Genomic DNA, 15492 nt, shown 5'->3' with positions numbered 1-15492 from the left:
TGCCGTGAGCGTAGCCCCCGCCCAATCGCCACACAGTGTAAAAGGCCAGGTCAGTGCCGCCGAGTGGCAGACCCGCGTCGACCTGGCTGCCTGTTATCGTCTGGTCGCCCTGCACGGCTGGGACGATCTGATCTTCACGCACATTTCGGCCAAGGTGCCGGGCACTGAAGATTTCCTGATCAACCCGTTTGGGCTGATGTTCCACGAAATCACCGCCTCGAGCCTGGTGAAGGTCGATCAGGCCGGCCACAAGTTGATGGACAGCCCTTACGAGATCAACCCGGCGGGTTACACCATCCACAGCGCCGTGCATGAAGTCCGTCATGACGTCGTGTGTGTGCTGCACACTCATACGGCGGCAGGGGTGGCGGTATCAGCGCAGAGGCAGGGCATCTTGCCGATCAGCCAGCAGTCATTGTTCGTCCTCTCCAGCCTGGCTTATCACGCCTACGAAGGTGTTGCACTGAACCATGACGAGAAGGCGCGGCTGCAAGCCGACCTTGGAGAAAACAATTTCCTGATGCTGCACAACCACGGTCTGCTGACCTGTGGCGGCACCATCGCCGACACATTCCTGATGATGTTTACCTTCCAGCGTGCCTGCGAAATTCAGGTGCTGGCGCAAAACGGTGGTGCGGAACTGATTGCCATCGAACCGCAGATTCTGGCGGGTGCCAAGGCGATGATCGCCGGCGTCACCAAAAGTGCTCAAGGGATGGGTGGCGCGCTGGCCTGGCCGGCGCTGCTGCGCAAACTCGATAAACAAGACCCGGGTTATAAACTCTAAATGGCACTCGCCGAGATTCCCCTGTGTGTCTGGCGCAAACGCGGCCAGACGTTCGTATTTCGCGGTCAGAGTATCCGCTATTGGACTGCGGGGCAGGGCGAGCCGCTGTTGCTGATCCATGGCTTTCCGACGGCCAGTTGGGACTGGCATTACCTGTGGCAGCCGTTGGCGCAGCGCTATCGGGTGATTGCCTGCGACATGCTTGGTTTCGGCGATTCGGCCAAACCGCTGAATCATGACTACAGCCTGCTGGAACAGGCCGATCTGCAACAGGCCTTACTGGCGCATCTGAGCGTCGAGCAACCCGTTCATGTATTGGCACACGATTATGGCGACAGCGTGGCTCAGGAACTGTTGGCCCGGCACTATGAAGCGCGCGCTCATATCGCCAGTTGCGTGTTCCTCAATGGTGGACTGTTTCCCGAAACCCATCGCCCGGTGTTGATGCAAAAACTCCTGCTCAGCCCCTTGGGCTGGATGATCGGGCTAGCCTTTACCCGTGACGCGCTGGTGAAGAGTTTCAAGCAGGTCTTCGGGCCGCAGACCCGGCCTACCGAAAGTGAGCTGGATGATTTCTGGAGCCTGGTCGATAGCAATCACGGGCAGCGGATCATGCACAAGTTGATCGGTTATATCCCGCAGCGGCGGGTCCAACGTGAGCGTTGGGTCAGCGCCATGCAGCGTGGCGAGGTGCCGCTGCGCGTCATCGATGGCGAGGTCGATCCGGTTTCCGGCGCGCACATGGTGGCGCGCTATCGGCAACTGATTCCTGCCCCGGACACCGTCCTGCTGTCCGAGATCGGCCATTACCCACAGATCGAAGCGCCGGCGCAGGTGCTCAAGCACTATCTGGAGTTTCGCGATCAGCTGTTTTCACCGCCGCGCAAGGTGGCGTGTTCCTGACTATCGCGCTGCCTTATTGCACACCATTCAGCTTCCTCCGTGTTTATTGTGACCAGCAGCCCTGTACCTGACACTCGCACTTACTGTCCCTTGGCCTGCTGGAATTCCCCATGAATGAGTCTGTGCGCTTCGAAGATAAAGTCGTGATCGTCACTGGTGCGGGCGGCGGTCTGGGGCGGGCGCACGCGCTGCTGTTCGCAAAACAGGGCGCCAAAGTGCTGGTCAATGATCTCGGCGGTTCGGCTCAAGGTGAAGGCGCCAATGCGTCGGCGGCCGATCGAGTGGTGGCGGAAATTCGCGAAGCGGGCGGCACCGCCGAGGCTAACCATGACTCTGTCACCGACGGTGACAAAATCGTCCAGCACGCCCTTGATACGTTCGGTCGTATCGATGTCGTGGTGAACAACGCCGGCATCCTGCGCGACAAGACCTTTCACAAAATGGACGACAGCGACTGGGACCTTGTTTACCGCGTTCACGTCGGAGGCGCCTACAAAGTCACCCGCGCCGCCTGGCCACACATGCGCGAGCAAAACTATGGCCGCGTGATCTTCACTGCGTCGACCTCGGGCATTTACGGCAACTTCGGCCAGTCCAACTACGGCATGGCCAAACTCGGCCTCTACGGCCTGACCCGCACACTGGCTATCGAAGGCCGCAAGAACAACATCCTGGTCAACGCCATCGCCCCCACGGGCGGCACCCGCATGACTGAAGGCCTGATCCCGCCGCACATGTTCGAACAACTCAAACCGGAACTGGTCAGCCCGCTGGTGGTGTACCTGGCGAGTGAGCATTGTCAGGAAACGTCCGGGTTGTTCGAAGTGGGTGGCGGCTGGATGGGCAAGGTGCGCTGGGAGCGCAGCCTGGGCGCCGGGTTTGATCCACGGGTGGGGTTTTCGCCGGAAGATGTCGCGGCGCAATGGCAGCAGATTTGTGATTTCGAAGGTGCGGCGCATCCGAAGGACAATATTGAGGCGTTGAAGGAAATGATGGAGAACTTGCAGAAGTATTCCATCTGATTGCGCGACATCCTGCCATCTGCCCCTTGATGACTCTCTCCTAAAATCTTTCGCCCATAAAAAAGGCCGCTGCAAACGCAGCGGCCAAAGCAAGACGTGGATCAAGGAGCAATAGATCAACGTCAGTGAACACCGGGCGATGAGTCGAAAAATACACTTCAAATCATCTGGATTCTGTTGCCGATGGGGCGTGTCTATCATTTCCATCGCTTCGTGCTTTCGGCCGTTTGCCGTGAAAGCCCGGCAAGAATAAGGCCTTGAGTACAAAGGAAAAATAGCGATTCCAGACATGCACTGTTGCAGGCTGAGCAACAGTCTCGGGTTGACCCCTGTAGCCGCCTTCGGTAGCGGCTACACCCCCCGGCTTCACCCAGTCCCATGCGCTGCATTGATAACCCCCCATCCAGCTCATCCATACCCCGCGCAAACCGCCATCCCATGCGGGCATTCATCCTTTAGAGGTACACCACGAATACCTCCTTGGTGCGCTTATCGCTCCCTGCGTGCGGCAGTAGGGTGGGGCCTTCTGTCACTCACCGGGGAAGACGCATGACAAAAACAACAATGCGCGCCATCTTCAAACCGCAAGCGCTGGCCGCTGCGGTGGCCTTGGGCTGCTGTGCCCAGGCGCAGGCTGTTTCATTCAACATCGGCGAAATCGAGGGGCAGTTCGATTCTTCGTTGTCCGTCGGCGCGAGCTGGGGCATGCGCGATGCCGACAAGTCTCTGGTGGGCACCGTCAACGGCGGCACCGGCCAGTCTTCGACCGGTGATGACGGACGCCTGAACTTCAAGAAAGGCGAAACCTTCTCCAAGATCTTCAAGGGCATCCACGACCTCGAATTGAAGTACGGCGACACGGGTGTGTTTGTCCGTGGCAAGTACTGGTACGACTTCGAGCTCAAGGACGAAGACCGCGAGTTCAAACAGATCAGCGACAGCGGTCGTAAGGAAGGCGCCAAGTCTTCGGGCGCGCAGATCCTCGATGCGTTCGTCTATCACAACTATTCCATTGCCGATCTGCCGGGCACCGTGCGCGCTGGCAAGCAGGTGGTCAGTTGGGGTGAAAGTACTTTCATCGGCAACTCGATCAACAGCATCAACCCGATCGACGTTTCGGCGTTCCGGCGTCCTGGCGCGGAGATCAAGGAAGGTCTGATTCCGGTCAACATGCTGTTCGCTTCCCAGGGCTTGACCGATCAACTCACGGTGGAAGGTTTCTACCAACTGGAGTGGGATCAGACGGTTCTCGACAATTGCGGCACCTTCTTCGGCGGTGACGTGGCGGCGGATGGTTGCACCACCGGTTACACCGTCGGCAGCCCGGCGATCGCCCCGTTGGCGCCGCTGGCGGCAGCCTTTGGCCAACCTATCCAGGTCACCCGTGAGGGTGTGATCGTGCCCCGTGGTGGCGACCGTGATGCACGGGACTCGGGGCAATGGGGCACGGCCTTGCGCTGGCTCGGTGACGACACCGAATATGGCCTCTACTTCATGAACTACCACAGTCGCACACCGACCGTCGGCACCACCACCGCCGGGCTGTCGACACTGGCCAGCCTGCCGGGCATGGTCAGCACCGCCAACCGTCTGGCGCCGGGCAGCGGTTCGGGTCTGGCCCAAAGCGTGATGCTCGGGCGCGGCCAGTACTACCTCGAATACCCGGAAGACATTCGCCTGTACGGTGCGAGTTTCTCCACCACCCTGCCCACCGGTACGGCGTGGACTGGCGAAATCAGCTACCGGCCCAACGCTCCGGTGCAGGTCAACACCAACGACCTGACCCTGGCATTGCTTAACCCGATCGCCGGCGGCGCCGCATCGCCTATCGCCACCACGGCAGGTGCCAACAACACCGGTTACCGCCGCAAGGAAGTGACTCAGGTGCAAAGCACCCTGACGCACTTCTTCGATCAAGTGCTGGGCGCCGAACGCCTGACCCTGGTCGGTGAAGCGGCGGTGGTGCGGGTCGGTGGTCTGGAGTCGAAGACCAAGCTGCGTTACGGCCGTGACTCGGTCTACGGCCAGTACGGTTTTGGCGGCGATACCGACGGCTTCGTCACCTCGACCTCCTGGGGCTACCGTGCCCGGGCGATCCTCGATTACGCCAACGTGATCGGCGGGATCAACCTCAAACCCAACCTGTCCTGGTCCCATGACGTCGCCGGCTACGGCCCCAACGGGCTGTTCAACGAAGGCGCCAAGGCGGTCAGCGTCGGTGTCGATGCCGACTACCGCAACACTTATACCGCGAGCTTGAGTTACACCGACTTTTTTGGCGGGGACTACAACACCCTGACTGACCGCGACTTCGTGGCCTTGAGCTTCGGCGTGAACTTCTGATCTGGCTGAGAAGGATGATTTAAATGCGCAAGATGATTCTGCAATGCGGCGCCCTGGCCCTGAGCCTGCTGGCCGCCAACGTAATGGCTGCGGTCTCGCCGGAAGAAGCCAACAAGCTCGGCACCACCCTCACGCCGCTGGGCGCCGAGAAGGCCGGTAACGCCGATGGCTCGATCCCGGCGTGGACCGGTGGCATCCCGAAAAACGCCGGCGCTGTCGACAGCAAAGGCTTTCTGGCCGACCCGTTCGCCAGTGAAAAACCGCTGTTCACCATCACCGCCGCGACCGTCGACAAGTACAAGGACAAGCTCTCGGACGGTCAGGTGGCGATGTTCAAACGCTACCCGGAAACCTACAGGATCCCGGTCTATCCGACCCACCGTACCGTGGCCGTACCGCCGGAAATCTACGAGTCGGCCAAGCGCAGTGCGCTGAACGTGACCAGCATCAACGACGGTAACGGCCTGGCCAATTTCACCGGTAACCGCTACTACGCGTTCCCGATTCCGAAGAATGGCGTCGAGGTGCTGTGGAACCACATCACGCGCTACCACGGCGGCAACCTGCGACGCATCATCACCCAGGTGACCCCGCAAACCAACGGCAGCTACACGCCGATCCGCTTCGAGGAAGAGATCGCCGTACCGCAACTGATGAAGGAACTGGACCCGGACAAAGCCGCCAACGTACTGACCTTCTTCAAACAGTCGGTGACCGCTCCGGCGCGGCTGGCGGGTAACGTACTGCTGGTACACGAAACCCTCGACCAGGTGAAAGAGCCGCGTCTGGCGTGGATCTACAATGCCGGTCAACGCCGTGTGCGTCGTGCGCCGCAAGTGGCTTACGACGGGCCGGGCACCGCCGCTGACGGCTTGCGCACGTCGGACAACTTCGACATGTTTTCCGGCGCGCCGGATCGCTACGACTGGAAACTGATCGGCAAAAAGGAAATGTACATCCCCTACAACAGCTACAAACTCGACTCGCCGAGCCTCAAGTACGATGACGTGGTAAAGGCCGGGCACATCAACCAGGACCTGACCCGCTACGAGTTGCACCGGGTCTGGGAAGTGGTCGGCACGGTCAAGCCGAGCGAGCGGCATATCTACGCCAAACGCCACATGTACCTCGACGAAGACAGCTGGCAAGTGGCGCTGGTGGATCACTACGACGGTCGTGGCCAACTGTGGCGAGTGGCCGAAGGTCACGCCCAGTACTACTACGATCACCAGACTCCGGCCTACACCCTCGAGGCGCTCTACGACATCATTGCTGGCCGATACATTGCCCTGGGAATGAAGAACGAAGAGAAGCACAGTTTCGAATTCGGCTTCGATGCCAAGGCTGCCGACTACACCCCGTCGGCCCTGCGCGCCGAGGGTGTTCGGTAAGGGTTTTGATACATTGGCTGAGCGAAAGGCGACCACACGGTCGCCTTTTTTATAGCTGCCAATCAGCACGCTGAATACTCGTCAACAAGCTGGCTGGAGAGGGCTAGGGTGATCTCACAACTATAAAAAGGCTCACCCGATGACCGCCATGACTGCATGTCTGGATCGCCCCGGATTCTTGCCCAGACTTTCCTCCCATCACCTGTCACGGGCTCGCTTGATCGAGCCGTTACTGGCCTCCACGGCACGGGTGAAATTGCTCTGCGCGCCCGCCGGCAGTGGCAAGACTGCGCTGCTCGCCGAATGCCTGTTGCAGGCGCCAACCCAATGCCGGGTGCATTGGTTGCCGTTGTCTGGCGTGGCGTCGAGCGCGGCGGATTTTCGTCATCGCCTGGCAGGGACGTTGGGGTTGGCTTCGACGGACGAAGCCGAGTTGCTTGGTTGTCTGGCGCGGTTGCAGACACCGACCTGGCTGTTTCTCGATGACTACTGCCGTCTCCCGAACCCGGAACTGGATCAGCTACTGGATCGCATGCTGGCGATCAGCAGTCCGATGCTGACCTGGTGGCTGGGGGCCCGCCGCCGGCCGCCCTGCAACTGGCCAAGGTTGCTGCTCGATGACGAGTTATATGAGTGCGAAGGCGCGACGCTGGCGCTCACGCAGGGAGAGATTGCACAGTTTTTGTTTCACCTGCCTTCGGTACAGGCCGACAAGGTGGCCGGAAATATTTTGCAGCGCACCGGTGGCTGGTGTGCCGGCGTGCGGATAGCGCTGCTGCAAAAATGCGATTGGTCGCGTCAGGACAACCCCCAGGGACGGACGAAGACCTTGCTCGATTATCTGGAGCACGAATTATTCAGCTCACTGACGCCTGAGTTGAGCGAGGCCTGGCGCGTGCTGGCCCATTTGCCGCGCTTCAATGCCCGGCTGTGCGACCACCTGTTTGGGGCCGGGGAGGGCGCGCAGTACCTGAGGACCTTGCAGGCACTGGGCTGTTTTATCGAACCCTGGCGCGACTCCACCGACTGGCTACAGATTTTCACCCCCTTCACCCAGTTGTTGCGCGATGAGCAATGGCCGGCGGGACGCTCCTGGCATCGGCGTGCCTGCCAGTGGTTCTGTGCCGAACAGGACTGGAAGTTGGCCTTCGAACAGGCCTTGCTCGCCGAGGAGTACGAAGTGGCAGTCAGCCTGTTGCAGCACTTCAGCTTCGAGCAGTTGTTCGAGGAGCAGACGGTGGTGCTGCTGTTGCGTTTGCATGAGCAGCAAGGCGAGGAGCTGACGCTGGGCAGTCCGCAGTTGGTCGGATTGATTACGGCCGCGCTGTTGTTCGCCGGACGTTTCGAACAGGCGAGCGCCTGCATCGCTCGTTTGGCGCATTTCACGCCCCAACCCTCGGCAGTGCTTCAGTGTCAATTGATTGCACGCTGGCAGTCCCTGCAGGGTTGGTTACTGCATTTGCAGGGGGGCATGGAGACTTCGCGCGCGCACTTTCTTGACGCGTTGAGCGCACTCGATCCCGAATGCTGGACGGCGCGGCTGATGTGTTTGTCCGGTCTGACGCAACAGGCCCTGCTAAGGGGCGAACTCGACGTAGCGCAAGCCCATAACCGCGAGGCGTTGTGCCTGGCGCGGGCGCAAGGTTCGCTGGTGTTTGAGGGCCTGATGGAACTAGATCATGCGCAATTGCTGGAACAACGGGGCGCGGCGACGCGTGCTGAAAGTCTGCTCTGCAATATCGATGAGTTGCTTCGTCAGCGATCGGATCTACCTGCACCCTTGCTGGGACGAATTGCGTTGCGTCGTGGGCGGCTGGCCCTGTGCCTGGGCGCAGACGAGCGCGCTGCCGAGTTCTTTCAGGCAGGCCTGGACGATTGCTTGCGCAACCACGACAAGCGGGTGCTGTATGGGTTTCTCGGTCAGGCGCAACTGGCTGCAAACAAGGGCGATTACGCCCAGGCGTTTGTCCGGTTGCGCGACGCTGAGCGTTTGATGCAACAGCGGCACATTCCCGACACCGTCTACCGTAGCGTTCTGCTGCAAGTCAGTAGCCATTTCTGGTTGCAACAAGGCCGCCCGGAATTGGCGCATGAGGCATTGGGCCGAGTGCTCAAACACTATCGTGGACCTGGGGCGCGGCAAGCACCACCGGCGACACTGGAGTTGATTCCGCGGATCGAGTACTTGTTGATATTGGCCGAGGTTCAGAGCGGACCGGCCAATGCCCTGGCGCTGGCCTCCCTTCAGTCTCTGTTGGCGCATGCCCGGGAACGCGGGATGCATGCGCTCGATACCGAACTGCAGTTGGTCATGGCGGAGGTGTTATGGCTGAGTGGCGACACCCTGCAGGCCATTGAGGCACTGCGCGAAGGCTTGCGCATGGTCGCGCGTTTTCAGGGGCATCAGGTGTTGCACGAGTTACGTCTGCGTCAGGCACCATTGCTCGAGGCATTGACTGCGTCGGGATCGCCCGCTGGAAGTGATGTAACCCCGCAACAGTCCAATCCACTCAGCCAGCGTGAGCTGGAAGTGCTGAAGTTGATTGCCCTGGGTAATTCCAATCAGCAGATTGCCGATACATTGTTCATTTCATTGCATACAGTGAAAACCCATGCCCGACGCATACATGGAAAGTTGGGCGTCGAGCGCAGAACCCAGGCGGTAGCCAAAGCCAAGCTGTTGGGATTGTGGGAGTAACGTGTAAGACGTGGTATCGACGTCAATCGCATTAACGACAGGCGTCTTCGCTCTGATAACCCATCCGCCAGCTCACGGCTCGGGTTGCCGCCAGCAATTGTTGCGCCGCCGGGCCGTTTTCGTCGGCGTGGAACAATGAGGTCGGGCCGACGATGGTCATCACTGCCGCCACTTGACCGACTGCGTTAAACACCGGGGCCGATAATGCATCCACTCCCGGCATCAATAAGCCATGCACATGATGCAGGCCGCGTTCGCGGATTTGTTCGCACAACATCGCGTAGGCCTGATCGTCGGCCAAGGCATGAGCGGTGCCGATTTGCAGTTCCTGCTCGCGTAAATCGATGGTTTCGCGCTTGGGCAGAAACGCACCAAATACCAGACCGGTGGAGGAGCTGAGCAGCGGTAACACCGAGCCCAATTGCGTCACCACCGTCACCGCGCGCACCGCCGGTTCGATGTGTACCACCGTTGCACCCTGATTGCCCCACACCGCCAGAAAACAGGTTTCGTTCAGTTCATCGCGCAACTCGGCCAGGGGCAGGGCGGCGACTTTCAGCACGTCCATACTGTTCAGCGCAGCAAGGCCTACGCGCAACGCTTCACGGCCCAGACCGTAATGGTTGGTGGCGGGGTTCTGCTCGGCAAAACCGCTGGCGATCAGCGCCTGTAAATAGCGGTGAACCTTGCTTGCCGGCATCTGCACGTGTTCGGCCAGGCGCGACAACGAGGTGGAGGGCGACAGCTCGGCGAGTGCCTTGAGGATGTCGGTGCCGACCTCGGCCGAGCGGACTTTCTGTTTACCGTTGCTTTCGCTGGTCATGGAGGCGGTGTGATCCCGGGACGAATGGGCGTCTTTATAGCTTGACGGTCAATACCAATCAAATTACGTTATGCGTAATTGAATTACGATAAAAATAACTTCCCGTTCAGGAGGCTCCATGAACCTCGATTCAACGGCGCCAGCGCTGGCTTATCAGTCAGGCTTTGGCAACGAATTCAGCAGCGAAGCGTTGCCCGGCGCACTGCCCGTTGGCCAGAACTCCCCACAAAAAGCGCCGTATGGCCTGTACACCGAACTGTTCTCCGGCACGGCCTTTACCATGCCCCGCAGTGAAGCGCGGCGGACCTGGATGTACCGCATTCAGCCGTCGGCCAATCACCCGGCATTCGTCAAACTGGATCGGCAACTGGCCGGCGGCCCGTTGGGTGAAGTGACCCCCAATCGCCTGCGCTGGAACCCTTTGGACATTCCGACCGAGCCCACCGATTTCATCGACGGGCTGGTGAGCATGGCCGCCAATTCAGGCGCGGATAAACCGGCCGGGATCAGCATTTATAACTACCGCGCCAACCGTTCCATGGAGCGGGTGTTCTTCAACGCCGACGGCGAACTGCTGCTGGTGCCGGAACTGGGCCGCCTGCGCATCGCCACCGAGCTGGGCGTGCTGGAACTGGAACCACTGGAAATCGCCGTCCTGCCTCGCGGGCTGAAATTCCGCGTCGAACTGCTCGACCCGCAAGCGCGCGGTTACATTACCGAGAACCACGGCGCGCCATTGCGCCTGCCGGATCTGGGCCCCATCGGCAGCAACGGTCTTGCCAATGCGCGGGACTTCCTGACCCCGGTGGCCCATTACGAACACCTCAAGCAACCGACCACCCTGGTACAGAAATTCCTCGGCCAGTTGTGGGGTTGCGAGCTCGATCATTCGCCGCTGAACGTGGTCGCCTGGCACGGCAACAACGTGCCGTACAAATATGACCTGCGCCGCTTCAACACCATCGGCACCGTCAGTTTCGATCACCCTGACCCATCGATTTTCACCGTCCTGACCTCGCCGACCAGCGTGCACGGTCTGGCCAACCTCGACTTCGTGATCTTCCCGCCACGCTGGATGGTGGCCGAGAAAACCTTCCGCCCACCGTGGTTCCACCGCAACCTGATGAATGAATACATGGGCTTGATCCAGGGCGCCTACGATGCCAAGGCCGAGGGTTTCGTGCCCGGCGGCGCCTCGTTGCACAGCTGCATGAGCGCTCACGGCCCCGACGGCGAGACCTGCACCAAGGCGATCAACGCTGAACTGGCGCCGGCTAAAATCGACAACACCATGGCTTTCATGTTCGAAACCAGCCAGGTGCTGCGTCCGAGCCGATTCGCCCTGGATTGCCCGCAACTGCAAAACGATTACGACGCTTGCTGGGCCACGCTGCCCGCCACTTTCGACCCGACCCGGAGATAACCCATGACTCAGACTTCCATCACTCGTAGCTGGGTTGCCTCCGCCAACGGCCACGCGGATTTTCCGCTGCAAAACCTGCCGTTGGGCGTGTTCAGCGTGAAGGGCGCCGCGCCGCGCAGTGGCGTGGCCATCGGCGACCATATCTTTGATCTGGGAGCGGCACTCGATGCCGGGCTGTTCGACGACGGTGCCGCGCGGACAGCAGTCGAAGCCACCCGTGGCGGTCAGTTGAATGCGTTTTTCGAGTTGGGGCGCGAGGCACGTGTCGCCTTGCGTGAACGCTTGATCGAGTTGTTCAAGGAAGGCAGCACCCTGCACGGCAAGATCGAAGCCCAAGGCGCAAAACTGCTGCCACTGGCGGCGGATTGCCAGATGCACCTGCCGGCAAAGATCAACGACTACACCGACTTCTACGTCGGCATCGAGCACGCGCAGAATGTCGGCAAACTGTTCCGCCCGGATAACCCGTTGCTGCCGAACTACAAGTATGTGCCGATCGGTTACCACGGCCGCGCCTCGACCATCCGCCCGTCCGGCACCGACGTGCGGCGTCCGAAAGGTCAGACCTTGCCGGCCGGCCAGACCGAGCCGACGTTTGGCCCGTGCGCACGTCTGGACTACGAACTGGAACTGGGTATCTGGATCGGTCAGGGCAACGCCATGGGCGACTCGATCGCCATCGGTGACGCCGCCGATCACATCGCCGGTTTCTGCCTGCTCAACGACTGGTCGGCGCGGGATATCCAAGCTTGGGAATACCAGCCACTGGGGCCGTTCCTGTCCAAGAGTTTCATCACCAGCATTTCGCCGTGGGTGGTGACGGCCGAAGCGCTGGAGCCGTTCCGTCGTGCACAGCCTGCGCGCCCTGAAGGCGATCCACAGCCGTTGCCGTACCTGTTCGACAAACGCGATCAGGCCGCCGGTGCCTTCGACATCGAATTGGAAGTGCTGCTGCTCACCGAAGGGCTGCGCGAGCAGAATTTGCCGGCCCATCGTCTGACCCTGAGCAATACCCAACACATGTACTGGACTGTCGCGCAGATGGTAGCGCACCACAGCGTCAACGGCTGTCAGTTGCAGGCCGGTGATCTGTTTGGCTCGGGCACGTTGTCCGGCCCTGAAAACGGTCAGTTCGGCAGCCTGCTGGAAATCACCGAGGGCGGTAAAAAGCCGATCGAACTGGCCTCGGGCGAGGTGCGTAAATTCCTCGAGGACGGCGACGAAATCATCCTGCGGGCGCGTTGCAGCCGCGAGGGTTTTGCTTCCATCGGTTTCGGCGAATGCCGTGGCAAAGTGTTGCCGGCACGCTAAGAGGATCGGGTCATGGAACTCTATACCTACTACCGTTCGACCTCGTCTTTCCGGGTGCGCATTGCACTGGCGCTGAAGGGGTTGGATTACCAGGCGCTACCGATCAACCTGATCGCGCCGCAAGGTGGCGAACATCGGCAACCGGCGTATCTGGGCATCAACCCGCAAGGCCGGGTGCCAGCCTTGCGCACCGACGAAGGCGAATTGCTGATCCAGTCACCGGCGATCATCGAGTATCTGGAGGAACGTTATCCACAGGTGCCGTTGCTCTCGAAAGACCTCGCCGCCCGCGCCCATGAGCGTGGCGTGGCGGCGGTGATCGGTTGCGATGTTCACCCGCTGCACAACGTCAGCGTGCTCAATAAGCTGCGGCAGTTGGGGCACGATGAGCCGCAGGTGGTGGAGTGGATCGGGCACTGGATCAGCCAAGGGTTGGCGACGGTGGAGCAATTGATCGGTGACGCCGGTTACTGCTTTGGCGATCAACCGGGGCTGGCGGACGTCTATTTGATCCCGCAGTTGTATGCGGCCGAGCGCTTCAATATTTCACTGCAAGCCTACCCGCGAATTCGTCGAGTGGCAGCGTTGGCGGTGCAGCATCCAGCGTTCATCAAGGCGCATCCGGCGAACCAGCCAGACATCCCTTGAAGCTTCACACCGCTCCCACAAGGGATCAGTGCACCACCGAATTGGGTGGCAAATGCCCCAGCCGTTCGGTCAGGCGAATCCGCTGGATCGGGTCGTCGCAGAGCAGCAGCGCGTGTTCCAGGTCAAAGCGCTCGGCATTCGGGCAGTCCAGCCGTTGATAGAGGCTGGCCCGGGCCAGGTAGTCGGAGGCACTGGCGTTGCCCAGTTCCAGCACGCGCTCGGCGTCGACCAGGGCGTCGATGTAGTCATCGTTCGTGAGGTGCAACTGGCGCAGGTTGCGTGACAGCCGTTGCAGCATCTGCGTAGGTTCTGCGGTCTGCAAATGCTCGGCGCTGAGCTTCATGTTCGGGCCGTACTGGCGTTGCAGCAGTTCACGACAATCGTTGGGGTACAGCCGGCGCCCACCGCACGGGTCGAGCAGGTGGTCGGCGCCTTGCACCCGCAGCAGGAAATGCCCGGGGAAGTTGACCCCGACCATAGGAATCTCCAGCCTTCTGGCCAGTTCCAGCGCGATCAGGCCCAGTGCCAGTGGCTGGCCTCTTCGGCGTTCCAGCACTTTATGGAGTAACGCCACTTGCGGGCGCAAGGGCGTGAAGTCGTCCTGGGCAAACCCCAGGTCATTCATCCGCCGCAACAACGGTTGCGCCAACTCATTTACCGGCAGCATCGGCAACCCGTAGCTGACTCGCTGTTGCAGGTCCTTGAAGTCTGCCAGTACCGCCTCGGGATTGAGTTCATTATCGTGTTCGGCGGCAATCCACAGCGCCGCCTCGAACAGCGCGGGCGGTGATCGTTGCAGACAGTCGAAAAAGCGTTGGCGCGGGGTCATCAAAATCTCCGGGGAATGCCCTCGTTTTAGCCCCGTCCCACGCTTTCGTCCAGTACCGCACACAGGCGGTAACAGGTTATGTCCGAAAACTTCGAAAGCGGTGCCGCTTATTCCGGCGCGCTTCTGCAATTTTTGTGCGCAAGCCTATACTGGCGACTACAAGAAGTGATTCGGGAGCCCTACGATGTTCGCTCTCATGCAAAGCACTCGCCTTGAATCGCTGCACCTGAGCGTCGATCCGGTCACCGGATTGAAGGCGGTGATTGCCATCCATAACAGCCGTCTGGGGCCTGCCTTGGGCGGTTGTCGTTACCTTGCCTACCCCAGCGATGAATCCGCGATCGAGGATGCTGCGCGCCTCGCCCAAGGCATGAGTTACAAGGCGGCCTTGGCCGGCCTGGCCCAGGGCGGTGGCGTTGCGGTGATTATTCGCCCGGCCCATGTGGAGAGTCGCGCCGCGCTATTCGAAGCGTTCGGGCGCTGCATTAACGAGCTCGACGGTCGCTACATCACCGCCATCGACGCCGGCACCTCAGTGGCGGACATGGATTGCATCGCCCAGCAGACGCAATTCGTCACCAGTACCACCGCCGCGGGCGACCCTGCACCCCACGCGGCCATGGGCGTGTTCGCCGGCATCCGCAGCACCGCGATGGCCCGCTTGGGCAGCGACAATCTCGAAGGACTGCGCATCGCCATTCAAGGCCTGGGCAATGTCGGTTATGCCTTGGCCGAACAGTTGCACGCGGCTGGGGCCGAGTTGTTGGTCAGCGACATCGATCATGGCAAGGTGCAACTGGCCATGGAGCAGTTGGGCGCTCATCCAATTGCCAACGATGCGCTGCTCAGCACACCGTGCGACATACTCGCGCCCTGCGGCCTGGGTGGTGTGCTTAACAGCAATAGTGTGTCGCAATTGCGCTGCGCGGCGGTCGCAGGTTCGGCCAACAACCAGTTGATCCATCTGGAAATCGCCGATCAGCTGGAACGCCGGGGCATTTTGTATGCGCCGGATTACGTGATCAATGCCGGCGGGCTGATCTACGTGTCGCTCAAGCACCGCGGGGAAGAGCTGACAACCATCACCGCGCACCTGTCGAAAATCAGTTCACGACTGACCGAAGTCTTCGCCCATGCCCAGGCAGAAAAACGTTCCCCGGCCCGGGTGGCGGATGAGTTGGCGGAGAAAGTGCTGTACCGGTGATGCTGTACGGGTGAAAAGTTTGAATCGACAAGGGAGTGAGCGCCTATCCGGCCCACTTGCTCCCCAAGCCCTGCGCCACAAGCGTCGGGCCTGATCATTGCACGCCGACC

The 15492-nt window shown here is 60.6% G+C and carries 12 protein-coding genes; 10 read left to right on the top strand and 2 right to left on the bottom strand.

Annotated elements, in window-relative coordinates:
- The first annotated feature begins 4 nt into the window (after window positions 1-4).
- From LOY38_RS25040 to LOY38_RS25015, 6 genes are all read left to right on the top strand, one after another.
- Window positions 5-787 (top strand): class II aldolase/adducin family protein, encoded by a 783-nt coding sequence (locus tag LOY38_RS25040; RefSeq protein ID WP_258697508.1) that lies wholly within the window; start codon window positions 5-7, stop codon window positions 785-787.
- Window positions 788-1690, top strand: a complete 903-nt coding sequence (locus tag LOY38_RS25035; protein ID WP_258697507.1) for an alpha/beta fold hydrolase — start codon at window positions 788-790, stop codon at window positions 1688-1690.
- A 110-nt stretch (window positions 1691-1800) separates the two neighbouring features.
- Window positions 1801-2712, top strand: a complete 912-nt coding sequence (locus LOY38_RS25030) for an SDR family oxidoreductase (protein ID WP_258697506.1) — start codon at window positions 1801-1803, stop codon at window positions 2710-2712.
- Window positions 2713-3261: 549 nt separating this feature from the next.
- On the top strand, window positions 3262-5055 hold the full coding sequence (locus LOY38_RS25025) for a DUF1302 domain-containing protein (RefSeq protein WP_258697505.1): 1794 nt from the start codon (window positions 3262-3264) through the stop codon (window positions 5053-5055).
- Between the two features lie 23 nt (window positions 5056-5078).
- On the top strand, window positions 5079-6446 hold the full coding sequence (locus LOY38_RS25020; RefSeq protein WP_258697504.1) for a DUF1329 domain-containing protein: 1368 nt from the start codon (window positions 5079-5081) through the stop codon (window positions 6444-6446).
- Between the two features lie 139 nt (window positions 6447-6585).
- Entirely contained in the window at window positions 6586-9144 is a 2559-nt protein-coding gene (locus tag LOY38_RS25015; RefSeq protein ID WP_258697503.1) for a LuxR C-terminal-related transcriptional regulator, read from the top strand.
- A 31-nt stretch (window positions 9145-9175) separates the two neighbouring features.
- Here LOY38_RS25015 and LOY38_RS25010 read toward each other — a convergent pair whose 3' ends face one another.
- The gene (locus LOY38_RS25010; RefSeq protein ID WP_258697502.1) at window positions 9176-9967 is read right to left on the bottom strand and encodes an IclR family transcriptional regulator; all 792 of its coding nucleotides are present in this window, start codon (window positions 9965-9967) and stop codon (window positions 9176-9178) included.
- A gap of 118 nt (window positions 9968-10085) precedes the next feature.
- On the opposite strand from LOY38_RS25010, the gene hmgA reads away from it, so the two are divergent.
- The 3 genes from hmgA to maiA are packed head-to-tail and all read left to right on the top strand — an operon-like array spanning window position 10086 to window position 13349.
- The gene (gene hmgA / locus LOY38_RS25005) at window positions 10086-11390 is read left to right on the top strand and encodes a homogentisate 1,2-dioxygenase (protein WP_258697501.1); all 1305 of its coding nucleotides are present in this window, start codon (window positions 10086-10088) and stop codon (window positions 11388-11390) included.
- 3 nt (window positions 11391-11393) lie between these two features.
- Complete coding sequence (gene fahA / locus LOY38_RS25000) at window positions 11394-12701, top strand: fumarylacetoacetase (RefSeq protein ID WP_258697500.1); 1308 nt, start codon at window positions 11394-11396, stop codon at window positions 12699-12701.
- A 12-nt stretch (window positions 12702-12713) separates the two neighbouring features.
- Window positions 12714-13349 carry a maleylacetoacetate isomerase gene (gene maiA, locus LOY38_RS24995; RefSeq protein WP_258697499.1) on the top strand — a complete coding sequence of 212 codons (636 nt, stop codon included), beginning with the start codon at window positions 12714-12716 and terminating at the stop codon, window positions 13347-13349.
- 25 nt (window positions 13350-13374) lie between these two features.
- On the opposite strand, the gene LOY38_RS24990 is transcribed toward maiA, so the two are convergent.
- The gene (locus LOY38_RS24990; RefSeq protein WP_258697498.1) at window positions 13375-14178 is read right to left on the bottom strand and encodes a SirB1 family protein; all 804 of its coding nucleotides are present in this window, start codon (window positions 14176-14178) and stop codon (window positions 13375-13377) included.
- A gap of 184 nt (window positions 14179-14362) precedes the next feature.
- Here LOY38_RS24990 and LOY38_RS24985 point away from each other — a divergent pair, with 184 nt between their 5' ends.
- Entirely contained in the window at window positions 14363-15382 is a 1020-nt protein-coding gene (locus LOY38_RS24985; RefSeq protein WP_258697497.1) for a Glu/Leu/Phe/Val dehydrogenase dimerization domain-containing protein, read from the top strand.
- The last annotated feature ends 110 nt before the right edge of the window (window positions 15383-15492 follow it).

The sequence above is a fragment of the Pseudomonas sp. B21-015 genome (assembly GCF_024749285.1).
Taxonomy (GTDB): domain Bacteria; phylum Pseudomonadota; class Gammaproteobacteria; order Pseudomonadales; family Pseudomonadaceae; genus Aquipseudomonas.
Note: the sequence above shows the minus strand (reverse complement) of the source record. Positions and strands in the feature narration are given on the sequence as shown.